This window comes from Nocardia alba NBRC 108234, from assembly GCF_001612665.1.
GTDB classification, from domain to species: domain Bacteria; phylum Actinomycetota; class Actinomycetes; order Mycobacteriales; family Mycobacteriaceae; genus Nocardia; species Nocardia alba.
This window is the reverse complement of record NZ_BDAX01000002.1, coordinates 668,235-683,101: the sequence shown is the minus strand read 5'-3', so window position 1 is coordinate 683,101 and position 14,867 is coordinate 668,235. Positions and strand designations below refer to the sequence as shown.

17 protein-coding genes are annotated in these 14,867 nt (G+C 68.6%); 11 read left to right on the top strand and 6 right to left on the bottom strand.

Annotation, left to right across the window (positions count from 1 at the left end; translation table 11 throughout):
• The first annotated feature begins 15 nt into the window (after positions 1-15).
• Positions 16-951: an ADP-ribosylglycohydrolase family protein gene (locus NA12_RS04760; protein ID WP_067447478.1), complete on the top strand. Its 936-nt coding sequence runs from the start codon at positions 16-18 to the stop codon at positions 949-951.
• Here NA12_RS04760 and NA12_RS04755 read toward each other — a convergent pair.
• Positions 918-1,700: an ABC transporter ATP-binding protein gene (locus tag NA12_RS04755; RefSeq protein WP_067446386.1), complete on the bottom strand. Its 783-nt coding sequence runs from the start codon at positions 1,698-1,700 to the stop codon at positions 918-920. The two genes, NA12_RS04760 and NA12_RS04755, sit on opposite strands and share 34 nt — an antisense overlap.
• Entirely contained in the window at positions 1,697-2,368 is a 672-nt protein-coding gene (locus NA12_RS04750) for a FadR/GntR family transcriptional regulator (protein WP_067446383.1), read from the bottom strand. The genes NA12_RS04755 and NA12_RS04750 overlap by 4 nt, the downstream gene beginning before the upstream one ends.
• Positions 2,369-2,633: 265 nt before the next feature.
• On the opposite strand from NA12_RS04750, the gene NA12_RS04745 reads away from it, so the two are divergent.
• On the top strand, positions 2,634-4,295 hold the full coding sequence (locus tag NA12_RS04745) for a 2-isopropylmalate synthase (protein ID WP_067447477.1): 1,662 nt from the start codon (positions 2,634-2,636) through the stop codon (positions 4,293-4,295).
• A gap of 48 nt (positions 4,296-4,343) precedes the next feature.
• On the opposite strand, the gene NA12_RS04740 is transcribed toward NA12_RS04745, so the two are convergent.
• Positions 4,344-4,604, bottom strand: a complete 261-nt coding sequence (locus NA12_RS04740; RefSeq protein WP_067446380.1) for a hypothetical protein — start codon at positions 4,602-4,604, stop codon at positions 4,344-4,346.
• Between the two features lie 88 nt (positions 4,605-4,692).
• Positions 4,693-5,694 (bottom strand): YeiH family protein, encoded by a 1,002-nt coding sequence (locus NA12_RS04735; RefSeq protein WP_067446377.1) that lies wholly within the window; start codon positions 5,692-5,694, stop codon positions 4,693-4,695.
• Between the two features lie 107 nt (positions 5,695-5,801).
• Here NA12_RS04735 and NA12_RS04730 point away from each other — a divergent pair, with 107 nt between their 5' ends.
• The 3 genes from NA12_RS04730 to NA12_RS04720 all read left to right on the top strand — a co-directional run bounded on the left by NA12_RS04730 (position 5,802) and on the right by NA12_RS04720 (position 8,453).
• Positions 5,802-6,407: a YdcF family protein gene (locus NA12_RS04730; RefSeq protein ID WP_067446374.1), complete on the top strand. Its 606-nt coding sequence runs from the start codon at positions 5,802-5,804 to the stop codon at positions 6,405-6,407.
• A gap of 36 nt (positions 6,408-6,443) precedes the next feature.
• A complete protein-coding gene (locus NA12_RS04725) occupies positions 6,444-7,364 on the top strand; it encodes a LysR family transcriptional regulator (RefSeq protein WP_067446371.1) in 921 nt (306 codons plus the stop codon).
• A gap of 261 nt (positions 7,365-7,625) precedes the next feature.
• Positions 7,626-8,453, top strand: a complete 828-nt coding sequence (locus NA12_RS04720) for an IclR family transcriptional regulator (protein WP_067447476.1) — start codon at positions 7,626-7,628, stop codon at positions 8,451-8,453.
• Here NA12_RS04720 and NA12_RS04715 read toward each other — a convergent pair.
• Positions 8,450-10,138 (bottom strand): FAD-binding dehydrogenase, encoded by a 1,689-nt coding sequence (locus NA12_RS04715; protein ID WP_067446368.1) that lies wholly within the window; start codon positions 10,136-10,138, stop codon positions 8,450-8,452. The genes NA12_RS04720 and NA12_RS04715 overlap by 4 nt on opposite strands.
• Positions 10,139-10,234: 96 nt before the next feature.
• Between NA12_RS04715 and NA12_RS04710 the strand changes: the two genes are divergently transcribed.
• Both NA12_RS04710 and NA12_RS04705 read left to right on the top strand, forming a co-directional pair.
• Positions 10,235-10,447 (top strand): hypothetical protein, encoded by a 213-nt coding sequence (locus tag NA12_RS04710; protein WP_067446366.1) that lies wholly within the window; start codon positions 10,235-10,237, stop codon positions 10,445-10,447.
• Positions 10,448-10,631: 184 nt separating this feature from the next.
• Positions 10,632-11,285, top strand: coding sequence for a cutinase family protein (locus tag NA12_RS04705; protein ID WP_067447475.1), 654 nt, complete (start codon positions 10,632-10,634; stop codon positions 11,283-11,285).
• Positions 11,286-11,291: 6 nt separating this feature from the next.
• Here NA12_RS04705 and NA12_RS04700 read toward each other — a convergent pair whose 3' ends face one another.
• The gene (locus NA12_RS04700) at positions 11,292-11,894 is read right to left on the bottom strand and encodes a TetR/AcrR family transcriptional regulator (protein ID WP_067446363.1); all 603 of its coding nucleotides are present in this window, start codon (positions 11,892-11,894) and stop codon (positions 11,292-11,294) included.
• A 149-nt stretch (positions 11,895-12,043) separates the two neighbouring features.
• Between NA12_RS04700 and NA12_RS04695 the strand changes: the two genes are divergently transcribed.
• From NA12_RS04695 to NA12_RS04680, 4 genes are read left to right on the top strand one after another with little or no spacing between them, the layout of a single operon-like run.
• Positions 12,044-13,273: an alkane 1-monooxygenase gene (locus tag NA12_RS04695; RefSeq protein WP_067446360.1), complete on the top strand. Its 1,230-nt coding sequence runs from the start codon at positions 12,044-12,046 to the stop codon at positions 13,271-13,273.
• Positions 13,270-13,443 carry a rubredoxin gene (locus tag NA12_RS04690; protein WP_067446357.1) on the top strand — a complete coding sequence of 58 codons (174 nt, stop codon included), beginning with the start codon at positions 13,270-13,272 and terminating at the stop codon, positions 13,441-13,443. The genes NA12_RS04695 and NA12_RS04690 overlap by 4 nt, the downstream gene beginning before the upstream one ends.
• On the top strand, positions 13,440-13,622 hold the full coding sequence (locus tag NA12_RS04685) for a rubredoxin (RefSeq protein ID WP_067446354.1): 183 nt from the start codon (positions 13,440-13,442) through the stop codon (positions 13,620-13,622). Before NA12_RS04690 ends, NA12_RS04685 begins: the two co-directional genes overlap by 4 nt.
• Positions 13,619-14,812, top strand: coding sequence for an NAD(P)/FAD-dependent oxidoreductase (locus NA12_RS04680; protein ID WP_067446351.1), 1,194 nt, complete (start codon positions 13,619-13,621; stop codon positions 14,810-14,812). The genes NA12_RS04685 and NA12_RS04680 overlap by 4 nt, the downstream gene beginning before the upstream one ends.
• The last annotated feature ends 55 nt before the right edge of the window (positions 14,813-14,867 follow it).

Here is a 14,867-nt window from a genome sequence, read left to right as displayed (position 1 = left end):
GATGATTGCGGCAGCATGCTGAATTCCGATCCCGCTTTCGACAGTCTTCAAGGCCTTTCAGTTGGTGATGCGCTGGGTGCGCAATTCTTCGTTCCCGGTTGTTCGGTTCCTGATCTTCTCGCGGGTCGACCGCCCACGGCGCCATGGCCTTGGACCGATGACACCGAAATGGCGTGTTCGGTGTATGCGGAAATCCGCCGTCGCGGCAGCGTGGATCGTGATGCTCTCGCCGACGCGTTCGCGCAGCGGTGCGAACCGTACCGTGGCTATGGGCCCGGCACCGTTGTTGTGCTGCACGAGATTCGAGACGGGCGTCCGTGGCGTGAGGCGGCCGGTGCGGTCTTCGGGGGGAATGGATCGTGGGGCAACGGTGCCGCGATGCGAGTAGCGCCGCTCGGGGCGCATTTCGCCGGGGACCCGGCTCGAGCCGCGGTGCAGGCGGCGCTGTCCGCCGAGATCACCCATCGGCATCCGGAGGCGATCGTGGGGGCGATGACAGTGGCGGTTGCCGCCGCACATGCCGCGCACATGCGCGGAAAGGGTTGCGCGCCGGATGAATTGCTGCGTGCGGTCGAGCCGTATCTGGTCGAGGGGCTCACGTCGCGCGGAATCCGTCGAGCTCGGGAGCTGCTCGGTCGAACGGTAGCCGAAGTGGCCTACGAGCTCGGCAACGGCGCTCGCGTCAGCGCTCAGGACACGGTGCCCTTCGCCCTGTGGGTCGCCGCGACCTACCTGGAGGACTATCCGCGTGCCGTCACCGCTTGTGTGCAGGCTGGTGGCGACGTCGACACCACCGCCGCGATCGTCGGCGGGATCGTGGCCGCCCACACCGGTGCCGGAGACGGCGGTGCGACCCGCGGAATTCCGGAGGAGTGGCTCGCGGCACGGGAAGCGTTGCCCGGGTGGGTGGTCGGGCTTCAGCGGGCGCGGGCGCTCCAGCGGCCGTCGTAGCGGACTTCGATCGGGTGGGCGAAGGCGGTGGAGACGTGGTCTGTGGTGATGACGTCGGTGGCGAGGCCCGCGGCGACGGTGTGACCGTTCGCGATGAGCAGGGCGTGGGTGGTGGTGCTGGGGAGTTCCTCGAGGTGGTGGGTGACCAGGATCGAGGCGACCTCGGGGTGGGTGCGATCGAGGGTGTCGATGGTGGTGAGGAGTTGCTCGCGGGCGGCCAGGTCGAGGCCGGTGGACGGTTCGTCCAGGAGCAGGACGTCGGGGTCGCTGATCAGGGCGCGGGCGATCAGGGTGCGGCCGCGTTCGCCCTGCGACAGGGTGGGCCAGATGTCGTCGGCTTTGCCGGACAAGCCGAGGGCGTCGATGATCGCGTCGGCGCGAGCGAGGTCGGCGGTGGTCGGTGACCAGCGCATCGGGGTATCGATCGTGCCGGTGACGCCGGTGAGGACGACCTCGCGCACCGTCAGGGCGTAGCGCAGGGGATGACGCGGGTTGACGTGGCCGATCGAGCGTCGCAGCCGAGCCAGCTCCACCCGGCCGAACTGTTCGCCGAGCACCCGCACGGCGCCGGTGGTGGGGAAGGTGACCGCGCCGCAGAAACCGAGCAGCGTGCTCTTGCCCGCGCCGTTGGGGCCGAGCAGAGCCCAGTGCTCACCGGCGCGGACCGTCAGCGAGATCCCGTTGATGATCTTCTTACCGTCGCGACGGAAGGTCACCTCGTCGAGTTCGATCACGGGTGCGCCGGTCATGTGAAGGCCTCCTTCAACGCGGACAGGTGGGTGCGGCTGAATTCCGCGGCGGCAGTGGGGGTTCGGTCGGCGATCGCCTGGGCGAGCTGCTCGTGTGCGCGGTGGTCGGCCTCCTCGGAGCGGACCGGACGCAATTCGAGCATGTCGATCATGGCCAGGCGTAGGCGCGGCAGGAAGCTGTCGAACAGCTGGGTGAGCACGTCGTTGTGCGCGGCCACGATGACCGCGCGATGGAAGGCCATGTCGGCATCGACATGCGCGGCGACGGTCTGGCCCTCGGCGCGCCGTCCGATCAGGGCCCGCCGGATGGCCCGCAGATCGGCGGGCGTGCGCCGTTGCGCGGCGAGGGCGGCGGCCTCGGCCTCGATCGCGATGCGCGCCTCGATCACCGCGGCGATGGTGGCCCCGCGCAGCACGACATCCCAGTCCTGCCCCGCGTCGAGCGCGGTGACGAACACCCCGGAGCCCTGCCTGCTGTCGAGTACACCTTTGCCCGCGAGTTCGCGGATCGCCTCGCGCAGGGTCGATCGGCCCACGCCCAACTGGGCGGCGAGCAGCGCCTCACCCGGTAATCGATGACCCAGCGGCCACTCGCCCGCGCGGATCCGTGCGAGTAGCAGTTCGGCCGCCTGCGCGGCCAGCGGCTGACGTCGTACCTGCGATACCACCGGCAAACCTCTCTACTTGTCTGAGGAGTTGTGGTAGAAGTGTACCCATCATGACTTACTCCGCGCTTCTTCTCGGCCGCCACGGCGGGGCCTGACCGACCGGCCGCCCCGCCGTGGGGCTCCGTCATGGCCGGTCACCGTCGTCTCGTGGCCCGAAACGGGCCGGGAAGCAGAGCAGGTCATGACCGAATTCCCCACCCTGACAACCCCCGCCGGCGCTGTCGCCGCCGGCGCACCCGCGTGGAATCGGCAGCGCCATTCGGCGATGCCGTCGTTTCGCTACCGCGATGTCCATCAGCGCGTGAATATTCCTGTCGGACAACGTGATTGGCCGAACGCGCGGATGACCACCGCGCCCCTGTGGGTCCCGGTCGATCTCCGGGACGGCAATCAGGCGCTGGCCGAACCGATGGACCCGGCGCGCAAACGCCGGTTCTTCGAACTCCTGATCGCCATGGGCTACAAGGAGATCGAGGTCGGCTACCCGTCCGCCTCACAGACCGACTTCGATTTCGTGCGTCTGCTGGCCGACACCTCGATCGCCCCGCCGGACGTGGCCATCGTCGTGTTCACACCGGCACGGCGTGACCTGATCGAACGGACCGTCGAGTCGGTGCGTGGTCTCACCAACGAGGTAGTGATCCACCTGTACACGGCCACCGCGCCGGTCTGGCGTGAGGTGGTTCTCGGCAAGGATCGCGCACAGCTGCGCGAACTGATCCTGTCCGGTGCCCGCGACGTCCTGGAACTGGCGGGTGAACTGCCGAACGCGCGCTTCCAGTTCTCGCCGGAGGTGTTCAATCTGACCGAACCGGATTTCGCCCTCGAGATCTGCGACGCGGTCACCGAGCTGTGGCAGGCGAGTGCACAGCGTCCGGTGACGTTGAATCTGCCTGCGACAGTGGAGGTCGCGACCCCGAACATCTACGCCGACCAGATCGAATACATGCACCGCAACCTGGCTCGCCGCGACGGCGTGATCCTGTCGGTGCACCCGCACAACGACCGGGGGACCGGCATCGCCTGCGCCGAACTGGCCGTCCTGGCGGGCGCCCAGCGCGTGGAAGGCTGCGTTTTCGGCAACGGTGAACGCACCGGCAATGTCGACATCGCCACCCTGGCCCTGAACCTGCACGCCCAGGGCGTGGACCCGATGATCGACTTCTCCGACATCGACGAGATCCGCCGCACGGTCGAGCACTGCACCCGCCTGCCCGTGCACGAACGGCACCCGTACGTGGGCGATCTCGTCCACACCGCCTTCTCCGGCACCCACCAGGACGCGATCAGCAAGGGGATGGCCGAACACCGTGAGCGGGCTGCGGTGCGTGGCGTCACCGAGCGTGAATCGGAGTGGCGGGTACCGTATCTGCCGATCGACCCCGCCGACCTCGGCCGCTCCTACGACGCCGTGATCCGGGTGAACTCCCAGTCCGGCAAGGGCGGAATCGCCTATCTGCTGCACGCCGAATACGGCCTCGACCTGCCACGTCGCCTGCAGATCGATCTCGCCGAGCGCGTGCAGGAACACACCGACGACAGCGGCGCGGAGATCACCGCCAAGGAACTGTTCACGCTGTTCGAGCGGGCATACACCACCAACGCTCCGCGAATCACGCTGTCGCAGTGGCGGATCGGTGACGGCACCACCGAGATCCTCCTCGACGCGCACGGCCGCGAACGGCATTCGGTGCACCACGCGGTCGGCCCGGTCGAGGCGCTGACCGCCGCACTCGACGAGGCAGGCCATCCCATCGAGATCCTCGGGCTGACCCAGCATTCGGTGGACGAGGGCGCGGGCAGCACCGCCGTGAGTTATGTGGAGTATCGAGTGCCGCAGGGCACCGGTTGGGCTTTCGGTCGCGATACCTCGGTCGTCGCGGCCTCGCTGCAAGCCGTGCTGAACGCCGTCAACGCGATGGGCTAGATCGATCGGGGCGGTCGCGTAGCGGGCCGCCCCGCCTCCCCGCGCGAGTCAGTCCGCGTCGCCCTCGCACCAGTCGTCGAAGGCGTCGAATTCCGGCTCGTACCGGGGTGGGATCGAGTCCTCGATGGCTTCCTCGATCGGGTCCCACCGCGCGTTGCACCACTCGGGGGCCGGCGGCCACGACTCGATGTACTCGACCAGCGGCGACGACGGTGGCTCGGCGTCCTCGGCTGCCGCGACTCCTGCGGTGACCAGGCTCAGGGCCGCGGTGGCTCCCACGGTGGCGATGATCCGGCAAACGCTGCTCATAACATCCTCCTGTCCGTGCCGACATGCGATGTCAGGCAATGCTAGCGCCGCGCGACCGTGTGCTGGAGGGCCGGTAACGCTGTCGCCGTCAGCACCAGCCGGTCAGGTACATGAGGCCGAGGCTGGTGGTGCCGAGGATCAGGCCGAGGGCGCCGCCGAGGATCAGGGGGCGGATGCCCGCGGTGCGTAGGCGGTCGATGCTCAGTGAGGTGCCGATGGCGGCGAGGACGGCGGCGATGAGCCAGCCGCTGAGAGTGGCCAGCGGTGCGGTGAGCTCGGCGGGGATGATGCCGAGGCCCGCGATGACGGAGGCGGCCAGGAACAGGACCACGAAGAGTGGGACCGCCCGGCGCAGCGAGGCCTGGGGTAGGTCGGTCCGCTCGGCGAGGTGGCGGCGGCCGACGTGCAGGCCGACGCAGAGCGGGATGATGGCGAGGCTGCGCACCATCTTCACGATCACCGCGAACTGTGCCGCGCCCGCGCCGAAGATGACACCTGCGGCCAGGACCGACGACGTGTCGTTGATGGCCGTACCCGCCCACAGCCCGAACGCCTCCTGCGACAGCCCCAGCGCCCGGCCCAGTGGTGGATACACCAGCACGGCCGTGACATTGAAGATGAAGATGGTGCACAGGGCGTAGGCGACCCGTTGCTTGTCGGGCCGCAGGACCGCGGTGGCGGCGGCGATCGCGGACGCGCCGCAGATCGTGGTGCCCACGGCGATGAGCGTCGCCGACTCCGTATCCACCGCGAGCATCCGGCCGACGAAGAACGCCGCCACACCGCCGACGAGCAGCGTCCCGAGCAGCACCACCACCGTCTCGCGCCCCACACTCAGCACCGACCCGAGCGGCAGCCCGAGCCCCAGCAGTACGATCGCGAGCCCGAGCAGGCGTTGCCGGGCGACGTCGAGCCCGGGACCGAAGGTCTCGCCGGTCGGGTCCTTGCGTCGCAGCACCATGCCGACCAGGGCGCCCGCGCCGAGCGCGAGCACCGGCGTGCCGATCATCGGTAGCGCCTTGCCGAACGGCGTGGCCACGGTAGCCAGCACAGCGGCGAGGAACAGGCCGGGAGCGAGTGCGCGATTCACTCCTTCACCTTCGCGGCACGGACGATTCCGAGGTAGAGACCGAATTCGGAGGTGGCCATAATGTCGGCTTATGGCTGCGCCGGTGGGGCGTGTGGTTTGCTGGAGCCGTGCGGAAACGAACCCGGCTGACGCTCGCCACCGGTGTCGGATTGATGCTGTGGGGTGAATGGGCGAATCGGCGCGCCTCCCGTCGAGGCGTCGGACCGTCACGCCCCGGGTCCGAGGCCGTCGTGGTTCTCGGATACCGCAACACCGGTGCACGCGCGAACGGCATGAACCGCTGGCGCGTGCGCGCCGGGCTGCGTTCTATCGATCCGCGAGCACCCGAGACCCGCCTCGTCCTGTGCGGGGGTGCCGTCGCCGGTCCGGAGACCGAGGCGGCGCTGATGGGCCGCTACGCCGTGCAATCCCGCGGATACCGGGGTGAACTCGTCTTGGAGGAGTCGAGCCGATCCACCTGGGAGAACATCGCGTTCGCGATCCCGTATCTGAAGGATGTCGACCGCATCAAGATCGTCTCGCTGCCGACGCACGCCGAGACCGCCCGCGCCTACCTCGCCGAGCAGAGCCCGGAACTGGCCGCCCGGCTCGTCGCAGGCCGGGAGTATCGGTTCGGCGAGTGGATGCCACTGAAACCGGTGTTCGCCCTCTACGGCGTGGCCAAGGAGCTGCGCGGCCGATTCGGCTCGGATCACGACGACAACGGCGCCTGATGTGGTGTCGCGTCGCCCGTCGCCCATAATCGGCCCATGACCCTGCCACCCGGAACCCCTGACCTGGAGGTCCTCGACCTCCTCGTGTCGGTGGCCGAGCTGGGCAGTCTGGGCGCCGCCGCCCGCAGGCACGGAATCAGCCAGCCCGCGGCGAGCATGCGGATCAGCGCCCTGGAACGCCGCCTACACGTGAAGCTGCTCGACCGTGGGCCGACCGGCTCCGAACTCACCGACGCGGGGCGCGCGGTGGTCGCCCACGCCCGCACCGTCCTCGCCGCTGTGACCGACCTCGTGGCCGACCTCGCCCGGCTGCGTGCCGCGCAAGCCCCACGTCTGCGCATCGCCGCCTCCAAAACCATTGCCGACCACCGTATTCCGCATTGGCTCGCCGCCCTGCGCGCTGATCACCCCGAGGTCGTGATCTCCCTCGAAGTCGAGAACTCGACCCAGGTCGCGGGTCTCGTGCGCGACGGCACCGCGGATGTGGGCTTCGTGGAGGGTCCGCATCCACCCGCCGGACTCGGCAGTCGCGTGCTGGGCGCCGACGACCTCGTCGTGGTCGCGGCACCGAATCATCCATGGGCGCAACGGAAGACCCCGGTCACGCTCGCCGAGCTGGCGGGTACGGCCCTGCTGTGGCGCGAGCCGGGTTCGGGTACCCGCGACACCGTATGGGACCTGCTCGCTACCGCGGCGCCGCCCGTCGGCCCGGCCGCGGAACTCGGGTCGACCGCCGCGATCGTGGCTGCCGCCCGAACCGGGATGGCCCCCGCGGTGGTGAGCCGATTGATCGCCGCACCCGACCTGCGTACCGGCGCGCTGGTGGAAATCCCCACCGCCGAGGCCGCCCGGCTGACCCGCAAATTCCGGGCCATCTGGCGCCGCAACACCCCACCGACCGGGCCGGGCGAACTGCTCGTGGAGCGGGCCGCGCTGCTCGAGACCGCGCGCGGCTGAGCGGCGCCGGTCCTGTCCGAACGCCTCGCCCCACAGCTACGGCCTTCGCCGCGCCGTTGTGGCCGCTGATGGCGACGGCTCGCTCGATCCGTCACGTGAGAGCAGCCGGCCCACCACTGTCGCCCACTTCTCGGTCAGCGGTCGAATCCCGCTCGACCTGGTGGTCAGCCGGGCACGGACCCGAGATCGAGGCGAAATAGTGCGTGAGCGGAGTCGACGGCTCTAGTCTGGTAGCGCTACGCACTGTGGAGGTTGGATCACATGACGGTCGAGATCGTGACCGAACCGGCGCCCGAGAACCTGTGGACCGGATCGGACCGGGCGGCCGGGGCACCGCCGACGTCGATGATCGAGCGGATGACGCTCATTCTGGACGCGTTCGACGCCGCCACGCCCACGCTGACGCTGCTCGGGCTCGCCGAACGCACCGGGCTGCCACGCTCGACCGTGCATCGCATCCTCGACCAGATGATCCGGCTGCGCTGGCTCGCGCATACCCCCGGCGGTTATCGGTTGGGACTGCGGGTTCTCGAGCTCGGCGGACTCGCGGCCGAGCAGAACGAACTGCGCGAGGTGGTGGGGCCACTGCTCTACGAACTCAGCCAACGCACCGGGCTGGTGGGGCACCTCGCGGTGCTGGACGGGCGCGAGGTGCTGTTCCTCGATCGGTCGGGCGGCCGCGGCGGGGTGGTCATCCCGACCCGCGTCGGCGGCAGACTGCCCGCGTACTCCACGGCGGTGGGCAAGGCACTGCTGGCCACCCTCGAGCCGGGAATCGCGGAGGCCGCGCTCCGGGGCAATGCCGTGGCACGGACCGCGCGCACGATCGTGGACCGGGCCGAACTGCACCGTGAACTCGCCCGTATCCGCAACCGCCAAGGCGTGGCCGTCGATACCGAGGAGTCGCTGCCTGGCGTCGGTTGCGTAGCGGTGCCGATCCGTGGTCGCGGCGTGGCGGTGGCCGCGATCTCGCTGTCGGGCACGGTCAAGGCCGAGCGCAGCGCCCTCGACACCGCACGGCTGGCCAGGGCGCTGGCCGAGGTGGCCAAGGAGGCGTCACGTACCCTGGCCCCCCGGCACCCGCACTAGCCCGCGCGCCGCGCCATCGCCCGCCCGGCCGCGCGACCCGAGAAGATGCACCCGCCCAGGAACGTGCCCTCCAGCGCGTTGTAGCCGTGCACCCCGCCACCGCCGAATCCGGCGACCTCACCGGCCGCGTACAGCCCGGGCAACACCGAGCCGTCCGGGCGCAGCACCTGCGAGTCGAGGTCGGTCTGCAGCCCGCCGAGGGTCTTGCGGGTCAGCACGTTGAGGCGCACCGCGATGAGCGGACCATGCGCCGGATCGAGGATGCGGTGCGGTTTGACGACGCGGACCTTGTCGCCGAGATACTTGCGGGCCCCGTTGATCGCGGTCACCTGCGCGTCCTTGGAGAACGAGTTGGCTACCTCGCGGTCGCGGCCCGCGATCTGGTGTTCGAGAGCGGCCACGTCCAGCTTCGGGCCACGGGAGATCTCGTTCATGCCGTCGACGAGTTCGGCCAGTGAGTCGGCGACCACGAAGTCCACGCCGTGCTGCTTGAAGGCCTCCACCGGTCCCGGCGCGCCCTTGGCGAGCCTGCTGCGCACCGTGAATTTCAAATCCTTGCCGGTGATATCGGGGTTCTGTTCCGAACCCGACAGCGCGAACTCCTTCTCGATGATCGACTGGTTCAGGACGAACCACGAGTAGTCGTAGCCCGTCGACAGGATCTGGCGCATGGTCTCGTTGGTATCGAAACCGGGGAAACACGGTGCGGGCATGCGGTTTCCGTTGGCGTCGAACCACAGCGACGACGGGCCGGGGATGATGCGGATGGCGTGATCGGGCCAGATCGGATCCCAGTTGTGGATGCCCTCGGTGTAGTGCCACATCCGATCGCGGTTGACCAGCGCCGCCCCGGCCTCCTCGGAGATGGCGAGCATCCGGCCGTCGACATAGGCCGGGACGCCGGAGATCATGTGCTCCGGGCACGGGCCGAGACGTTCGGTGGGCCAGTTGCGGCGGATGAGGTCATGGGCGTGACCGATGCCACCCGAGCTCACGAGAACCGCGGGCGCTTCGAAGCTGAACTCGCCCACCACATCCCTGTTCGACGCTTGACCGCGTTCGGTGTCGGAGGGTGCGAGAACACTGCCGCGCACGCCGGTCACGGCGCCGTCTTCGACGGTCAGCTCATCGACGCGATGCCGGAACGCGAAGCGGACCAGCCCCTTCGCCTCGCCGGCCAGGACCGGCTCACGGAACACGCGCAGTACCTCGGGTCCGGTACCCCAGGTGAGGTGGAATCGGGGCACCGAGTTGCCGTGCCCACCGGCCAACCCGCCGCCCCGTTCGGCCCAGCCGACCAGTGGGGTGAAACGCAAACCCAAGGCGTGTAGGTAATCCCGCTTCTCGTCGGTGGCGAACCGCACATAGGCCTTCGCCCACTCGCGACCCATCCGATCTTCGTCCTCGCGGTCGAAACCGGCCGAACCGAACCAATCCTGCAGTGCCAGTTCGTAGGAATCCTTGATACCCATCCTGCGCTGTTCCGGGCTGTCGACGACGAACAGCCCACCCAGCGACCAGAACGCCTGCCCGCCGAGGTTGGCGCGATTCTCCTGATCGAGCACCAAGACCTTGCGCCCGGCGAGCACCAACTCGTGCGCGGCGACCAGGCCAGCCAGTCCGGCGCCGACGACAATCGCGTCGGGGGTGAAATCTTCGTGTGGCGCAGGCGCTGTGCTCGACATCCCAGGAACGTAGCATTGGTTCGTCCGCAGGCGGGGGAGAGTCCTGCAAAACGCCCTGACCAGCGGTATCTCATTCGAGGAAAGGCTCAACAGCTCATGAACGTCCGAACCCGTACCGGCGCAGCCGTCCTCACACTCGCCGTCGTGGCCGGCCTCGGCGCCACCTCGTGCTCGAAGTCGCGCTGGTGTGAGCGCGACCAGGGCGACGTTCTCGTCGCGGACTCCTACTGCGAACGTGGTGTCGCGGGCTACGAATGGGAGCCCGATCACGACAAGCCGAAGTACAAGAAGAAGCCCAAGAAGCACTGAGATTCGGCAGCGGCGTTGTGCCGCAGGCGATCCGAGACGCAACCGTGGCGCAGCCGATGCCGAGATCGTGCCATGACGATACGGGTCAGCGGGTATCCCACCACTGAGCAGGCCGAATGCCCTTGGGGCAGGAGGTGAATCGCTCTTTCTCTATTTCTCACAACGGCGTGAGCAGGTGGGCACGATGACCAATCGGAAGGTAATTCGTATCGTCGCGAGGCAGACGGCGCGCGCGCTGTCGGTGTTGCTACTGACTGCGGGAATCGGGACAGCGATGTCCCCGGGACTGACAGCGTGGGCGCAGAATTGCGCCACGCTCGATGTCGTGGTCGCCCGCGGCACAATGGAACCCGGCTATCTCGGAGCTGTCATCGGCGACCCGCTCTACGCGGAGATGAGCGCGCAACTACCGGTGGACACCACCGCGCATCGCGTGGAGTACCCAGCCGACCTGCTGGTGCCGTCCTCGATGAGCGACGGCACCCGGGCCATGACCGGCCACCTGATCGATCAGGCCGCCGCCTGCCCCGACCAGCAATTCGTTCTCGTCGGCTACTCCCAGGGCGCGGTGGTGACCCACGCTGTCCTCGGCTCCATCCCGATGCCCGGCGCGTGGGTGCTCCCTCCCGAGCTGTCCTCGCGCGTCGTCGCAGTGCTGCTGTTCGGTGACCCCCTGCGCCTGATCGGCGCCACGGTGCCACCGATGTACGCCGACCGCACGGCGAACTATTGCACCGCCGGGGATCCGATCTGCGCGGGCGGCATCTTCCCGGCCGCGCACGGCCGCTACGACTGGGCGTTCTCGGCCGCCACCGGGCAGGTGGGTGCGCGATTGTGAGCCCGCTCAGAGAGCGGGCATGACCCCCGACAGGACAGCGCCGACCTGCGTTACCGCGCGGTCGACGCTGCCTGTCGGCTGGAACAGATGACTCAATGTCAGCCGGACCATGATCTCGACGACCGAGGTCAGCTCGTCATCGGTGAGGGACGCGAAGCGGTACTGCTCGCGGACGGTGGCGCTGAGCGCGGCGACAGCCCGTCCGAGGACCGGTTCCGGGTCGCTCACCAGGGCGGGCAGCAGGGCGGTATCGCCGTCCTGACGGGCGGAGAGCACCGCCTTGATCAGGGTGTTGTCGCCTGCGGTGCGCAGCGTGTACTCGGCCGCGGCGGTCATACCCGCGAGTGGGTCGTCCGGGTGCCGGGCCAGCGTCTCGGCGATGCCGGTCAGGAAGATGCCGGTCTCACGCTCGATCAGGGCATCCGCGAGCGCCTGCTTGGTGCCGATCTCCTTGTAGAGGACCGGCCTGCTGATGCCGACCTCCTTGGCCACCCGTGACATGTTGACCGCGCCCCAGCCCTCGCTGACGACCATCGTGCGCGCGGCGTCGATCATCCGGTCGCGCAGCAGCTGGCGCATTTCTGCCTGAAAGTTCGGTGGTTCGGCCACTCACTCATCCTACATGTGCCCCCTGATGTGCTCGTTCGCTGACAATATGACCAGATGTGTATGCAACAGGAACACAATCGGTTAATGTGTAAACGAAGGCGACTTCGGGCGAGTAGGTGTCCGAGGTCTCGGTGATCAGGAGAGTGGCAATGACGACATCTCGAATCGGTGACCACGCGGAATCGGTGGCGCCGCCACAGTGGCGAGACCCCAAGCGATACCTGTGGCTGTTCGGCCTCATCGCCCCCAGCGCGACCCTGCTCGCGAGCGGATTCGTCTGGGCCTTCAACCAATTCGGCTGGCAGGCAGTCGCACCCGTGTGGTGGTGGCTCGGGCCGATCCTGCTGTACGTGCTGCTGCCTACCCTGGACCGGTTCTTCGGGCCCGATGGGGAGAACCCGCCCGAGGAGGTGATGGCGCAGCTGGAGAACGACAGGTACTACCGCTACTGCACCTACGCCTATATTCCGTTGCAGCTGTTCAGTCTGGTGTTCGCCTGCTACCTGTGGACCGCGGACAATCTGTCCTGGCTCGGCATCGACGGTGGCCTCGGGCTGGTCTCCAAGATCGGCCTGGCGTTCACGATCGGCACAATGGGCGGGGTCGGCATCAACACCGCGCACGAACTCGGCCACAAGAAGGACGAACTCGAACGCTGGCTGTCGAAGATCACGCTGGCCCAGACCTTCTACGGCCACTTCTACATCGAGCACAACCGCGGCCACCACGTCCGCGTCGCGACGCCGGAGGATCCGGCCAGCGCGCGCTTCGCCGAATCGTTCTGGAGTTTCCTACCGCGCAGCGTGTGGGGCAGTCTGACGTCCTCGTGGGAGCTCGAGCACACCCGTCTGCGGCGGCTGGACAAGAGCACGTTCTCGCTGCGCAACGATGTGCTCAACGCCTGGCTCATGTCGGTCGTGCTGTGGGTCGGGCTGGTCGCGGTGTTCGGTCCGTCGATCCTGCCGTTCCTGGTGATCCAGGCGATCTACGGTTTCTCGCTGCTGGAGACGGTGAACTACCTCGAGCACTACGGTCTGCTCCGGCAGAAGACCGCCACGGGCCGCTACGAGCGCTGCACCCCCGAGCACAGCTGGAACTCCGACCACATCGTCACCAACATCTTCCTCTACCACCTGCAGCGCCACAGCGACCATCACGCCAACCCCACCCGCCGCTACCAGATCCTGCGGCACATGGACGGCGCGCCCGAGCTGCCCAGCGGCTACGCGAGCCTGATCGGTCTGGCCTACGTGACGCCGCTGTGGCGCAAGGTGATGGACCATCGCGTCCTGGCCCACTACAACGGCGACATCACTCGCGTGAACATCCAGCCCAGCAAGCGGGAGCGGGTCCTGGCGAAGTACGGGGTGAACCGATGACGTACCTGTGCCCGATCTGTGACTACGTCTACGACGAGCGATGCGGCGCTCCCCGTGAGGGTTTCGCGCCCGGCACGGTCTGGTCGCGGATACCCGACGACTGGTGCTGCCCCGACTGCGGTGTGCGCGAGAAGGTCGATTTCGAACCGAGGGAAGGTGCGCCCCGATGAGCGACTACCGGCTGTTCCAGTGTGTCCAGTGCGGCTTCGAATACGACGAGGCGCTCGGCTGGCCCGAGGACGGTATCGCACCCGGCACCCGCTGGGACGACATACCCGAGGACTGGTCCTGCCCCGACTGCGGTGCGGCCAAAGCCGATTTCGACATGCGGGAGATGAGCCGCGGATGAGTGGGCGGATCGTCATCGTGGGCACCGGCGTCGCCGGCGCCACCGCCGCACAGACCCTGCGGCGAGAGGGCTACCTCGGCGAGATCGTGCTCGTCGGGGCGGAGCCGGAGCTGCCCTATCGCCGACCGGCGGTCTCCAAGGAGCTGCTCGCGGGCACGACGCCGTGGCAGCGCGCAGTGCTGAAGCCGGCGAAGTTCTGGGCCGACAACGCGGTCGATCTGCGCCCGGCCACGCTCGTGCGCGCGATCGATACCGACAGTGCGACAGTGCGATTGAGCACCGGCGAGGTGCTCGGCTACGACAGCCTGCTGCTCGCCACCGGAGCCCGCGCGCGCACGATCGACACCGCGTCCACCCGCGTGCACACGTTGCGCGGGCAGTCCGACGTCGCGGCGCTGCAAGCCGCGATCGACACGGGCGGTTCGCTGCTCATCATCGGCGGCGGGCTCGTCGGGTGCGAAGTCGCCGCCACCGCGCGCGGTCTCGGCGCCGAAGTGACCCTGCTGAACGCCGGACCGGGACTGCTCGACCGGGTGGTGCCGCGGGCCGTGTCGGACCTGGTCGGCGACATCCACCTCGAACACGGCGTCGTAGTCGAGAACAGCGTCACCACCACGCGGCTCGCGGACACCGCCGTCGGCGTCACCGCCGCCACCACGGACGGACGCACGTTCACCGCGGCCGCCGCCCTGGTCGCCATCGGCTCGGTTCCCGACACCATCCTGGCCGAATCCGCGGGCATCGCGGTGAACGACGGCATCATCGTCGACCAGCACTACCGCACCTCGGCTCCCGCCGTCTTCGCCGCGGGTGACGCCACCACGGCGTTCGATTCCCGTCGTGGCGCATTCGAACGCGGCCAACACTGGAATACCGCGATGTCCGACGGCGCCGCGGCTGCGAAGGCGATCCTCGGTCACCCCGCGGCTCCCGCCGAAGTCCCGTGGGGCTGGACCGACCAGCACGGCTCGTCGATGCAGTTCGCGGGCTGGCTCCACCCCCACGACGAGCTGGTCGTCGACGGCGACCTCCACTCCCGGGACTTCCTGGCGATCGCCCTACGCGACGGTCACCCCGTCGGCGCCGTAGCCATGGCAAGACCGAGAGAACTCCGAGCCACCCGCACCCTCATCGCCGCGGGCGACCCATGGTCACCGAACGCGTCCCTCGACCTCGTTCGCGCACGCTGAACCGAAGCCCGGAAGCCTGTCGGCTGTTGTGGTCGAGAACTGGCCGCAATGCGAT

Bases quoted from the DNA above. Each gene is read 5' to 3' on its own strand.
- NA12_RS04760 (WP_067447478.1), top strand. From the start codon at position 16: ATGCTGAATTCCGATCCCGCTTTCGACAGTCTTCAAGGCCTTTCAGTT.
- NA12_RS04680 (WP_067446351.1), top strand. From the start codon at position 13,619: ATGAGTGGGCGGATCGTCATCGTGGGCACCGGCGTCGCCGGCGCCACC.
- NA12_RS04715 (WP_067446368.1), bottom strand. From the start codon at position 10,138: ATGTCGAGCACAGCGCCTGCGCCACACGAAGATTTCACCCCCGACGCG.
- NA12_RS04740 (WP_067446380.1), bottom strand. From the start codon at position 4,604: ATGAGCAGCGTTTGCCGGATCATCGCCACCGTGGGAGCCACCGCGGCC.
- NA12_RS04685 (WP_067446354.1), top strand. From the start codon at position 13,440: ATGAGCGACTACCGGCTGTTCCAGTGTGTCCAGTGCGGCTTCGAATAC.
- NA12_RS04705 (WP_067447475.1), top strand. From the start codon at position 10,632: ATGACCAATCGGAAGGTAATTCGTATCGTCGCGAGGCAGACGGCGCGC.
- NA12_RS04755 (WP_067446386.1), bottom strand. From the start codon at position 1,700: ATGACCGGCGCACCCGTGATCGAACTCGACGAGGTGACCTTCCGTCGC.
- NA12_RS04725 (WP_067446371.1), top strand. From the start codon at position 6,444: ATGACCCTGCCACCCGGAACCCCTGACCTGGAGGTCCTCGACCTCCTC.
- NA12_RS04745 (WP_067447477.1), top strand. From the start codon at position 2,634: ATGCCGTCGTTTCGCTACCGCGATGTCCATCAGCGCGTGAATATTCCT.
- NA12_RS04710 (WP_067446366.1), top strand. From the start codon at position 10,235: ATGAACGTCCGAACCCGTACCGGCGCAGCCGTCCTCACACTCGCCGTC.
- NA12_RS04695 (WP_067446360.1), top strand. From the start codon at position 12,044: ATGACGACATCTCGAATCGGTGACCACGCGGAATCGGTGGCGCCGCCA.
- NA12_RS04690 (WP_067446357.1), top strand. From the start codon at position 13,270: ATGACGTACCTGTGCCCGATCTGTGACTACGTCTACGACGAGCGATGC.
- NA12_RS04720 (WP_067447476.1), top strand. From the start codon at position 7,626: ATGACGGTCGAGATCGTGACCGAACCGGCGCCCGAGAACCTGTGGACC.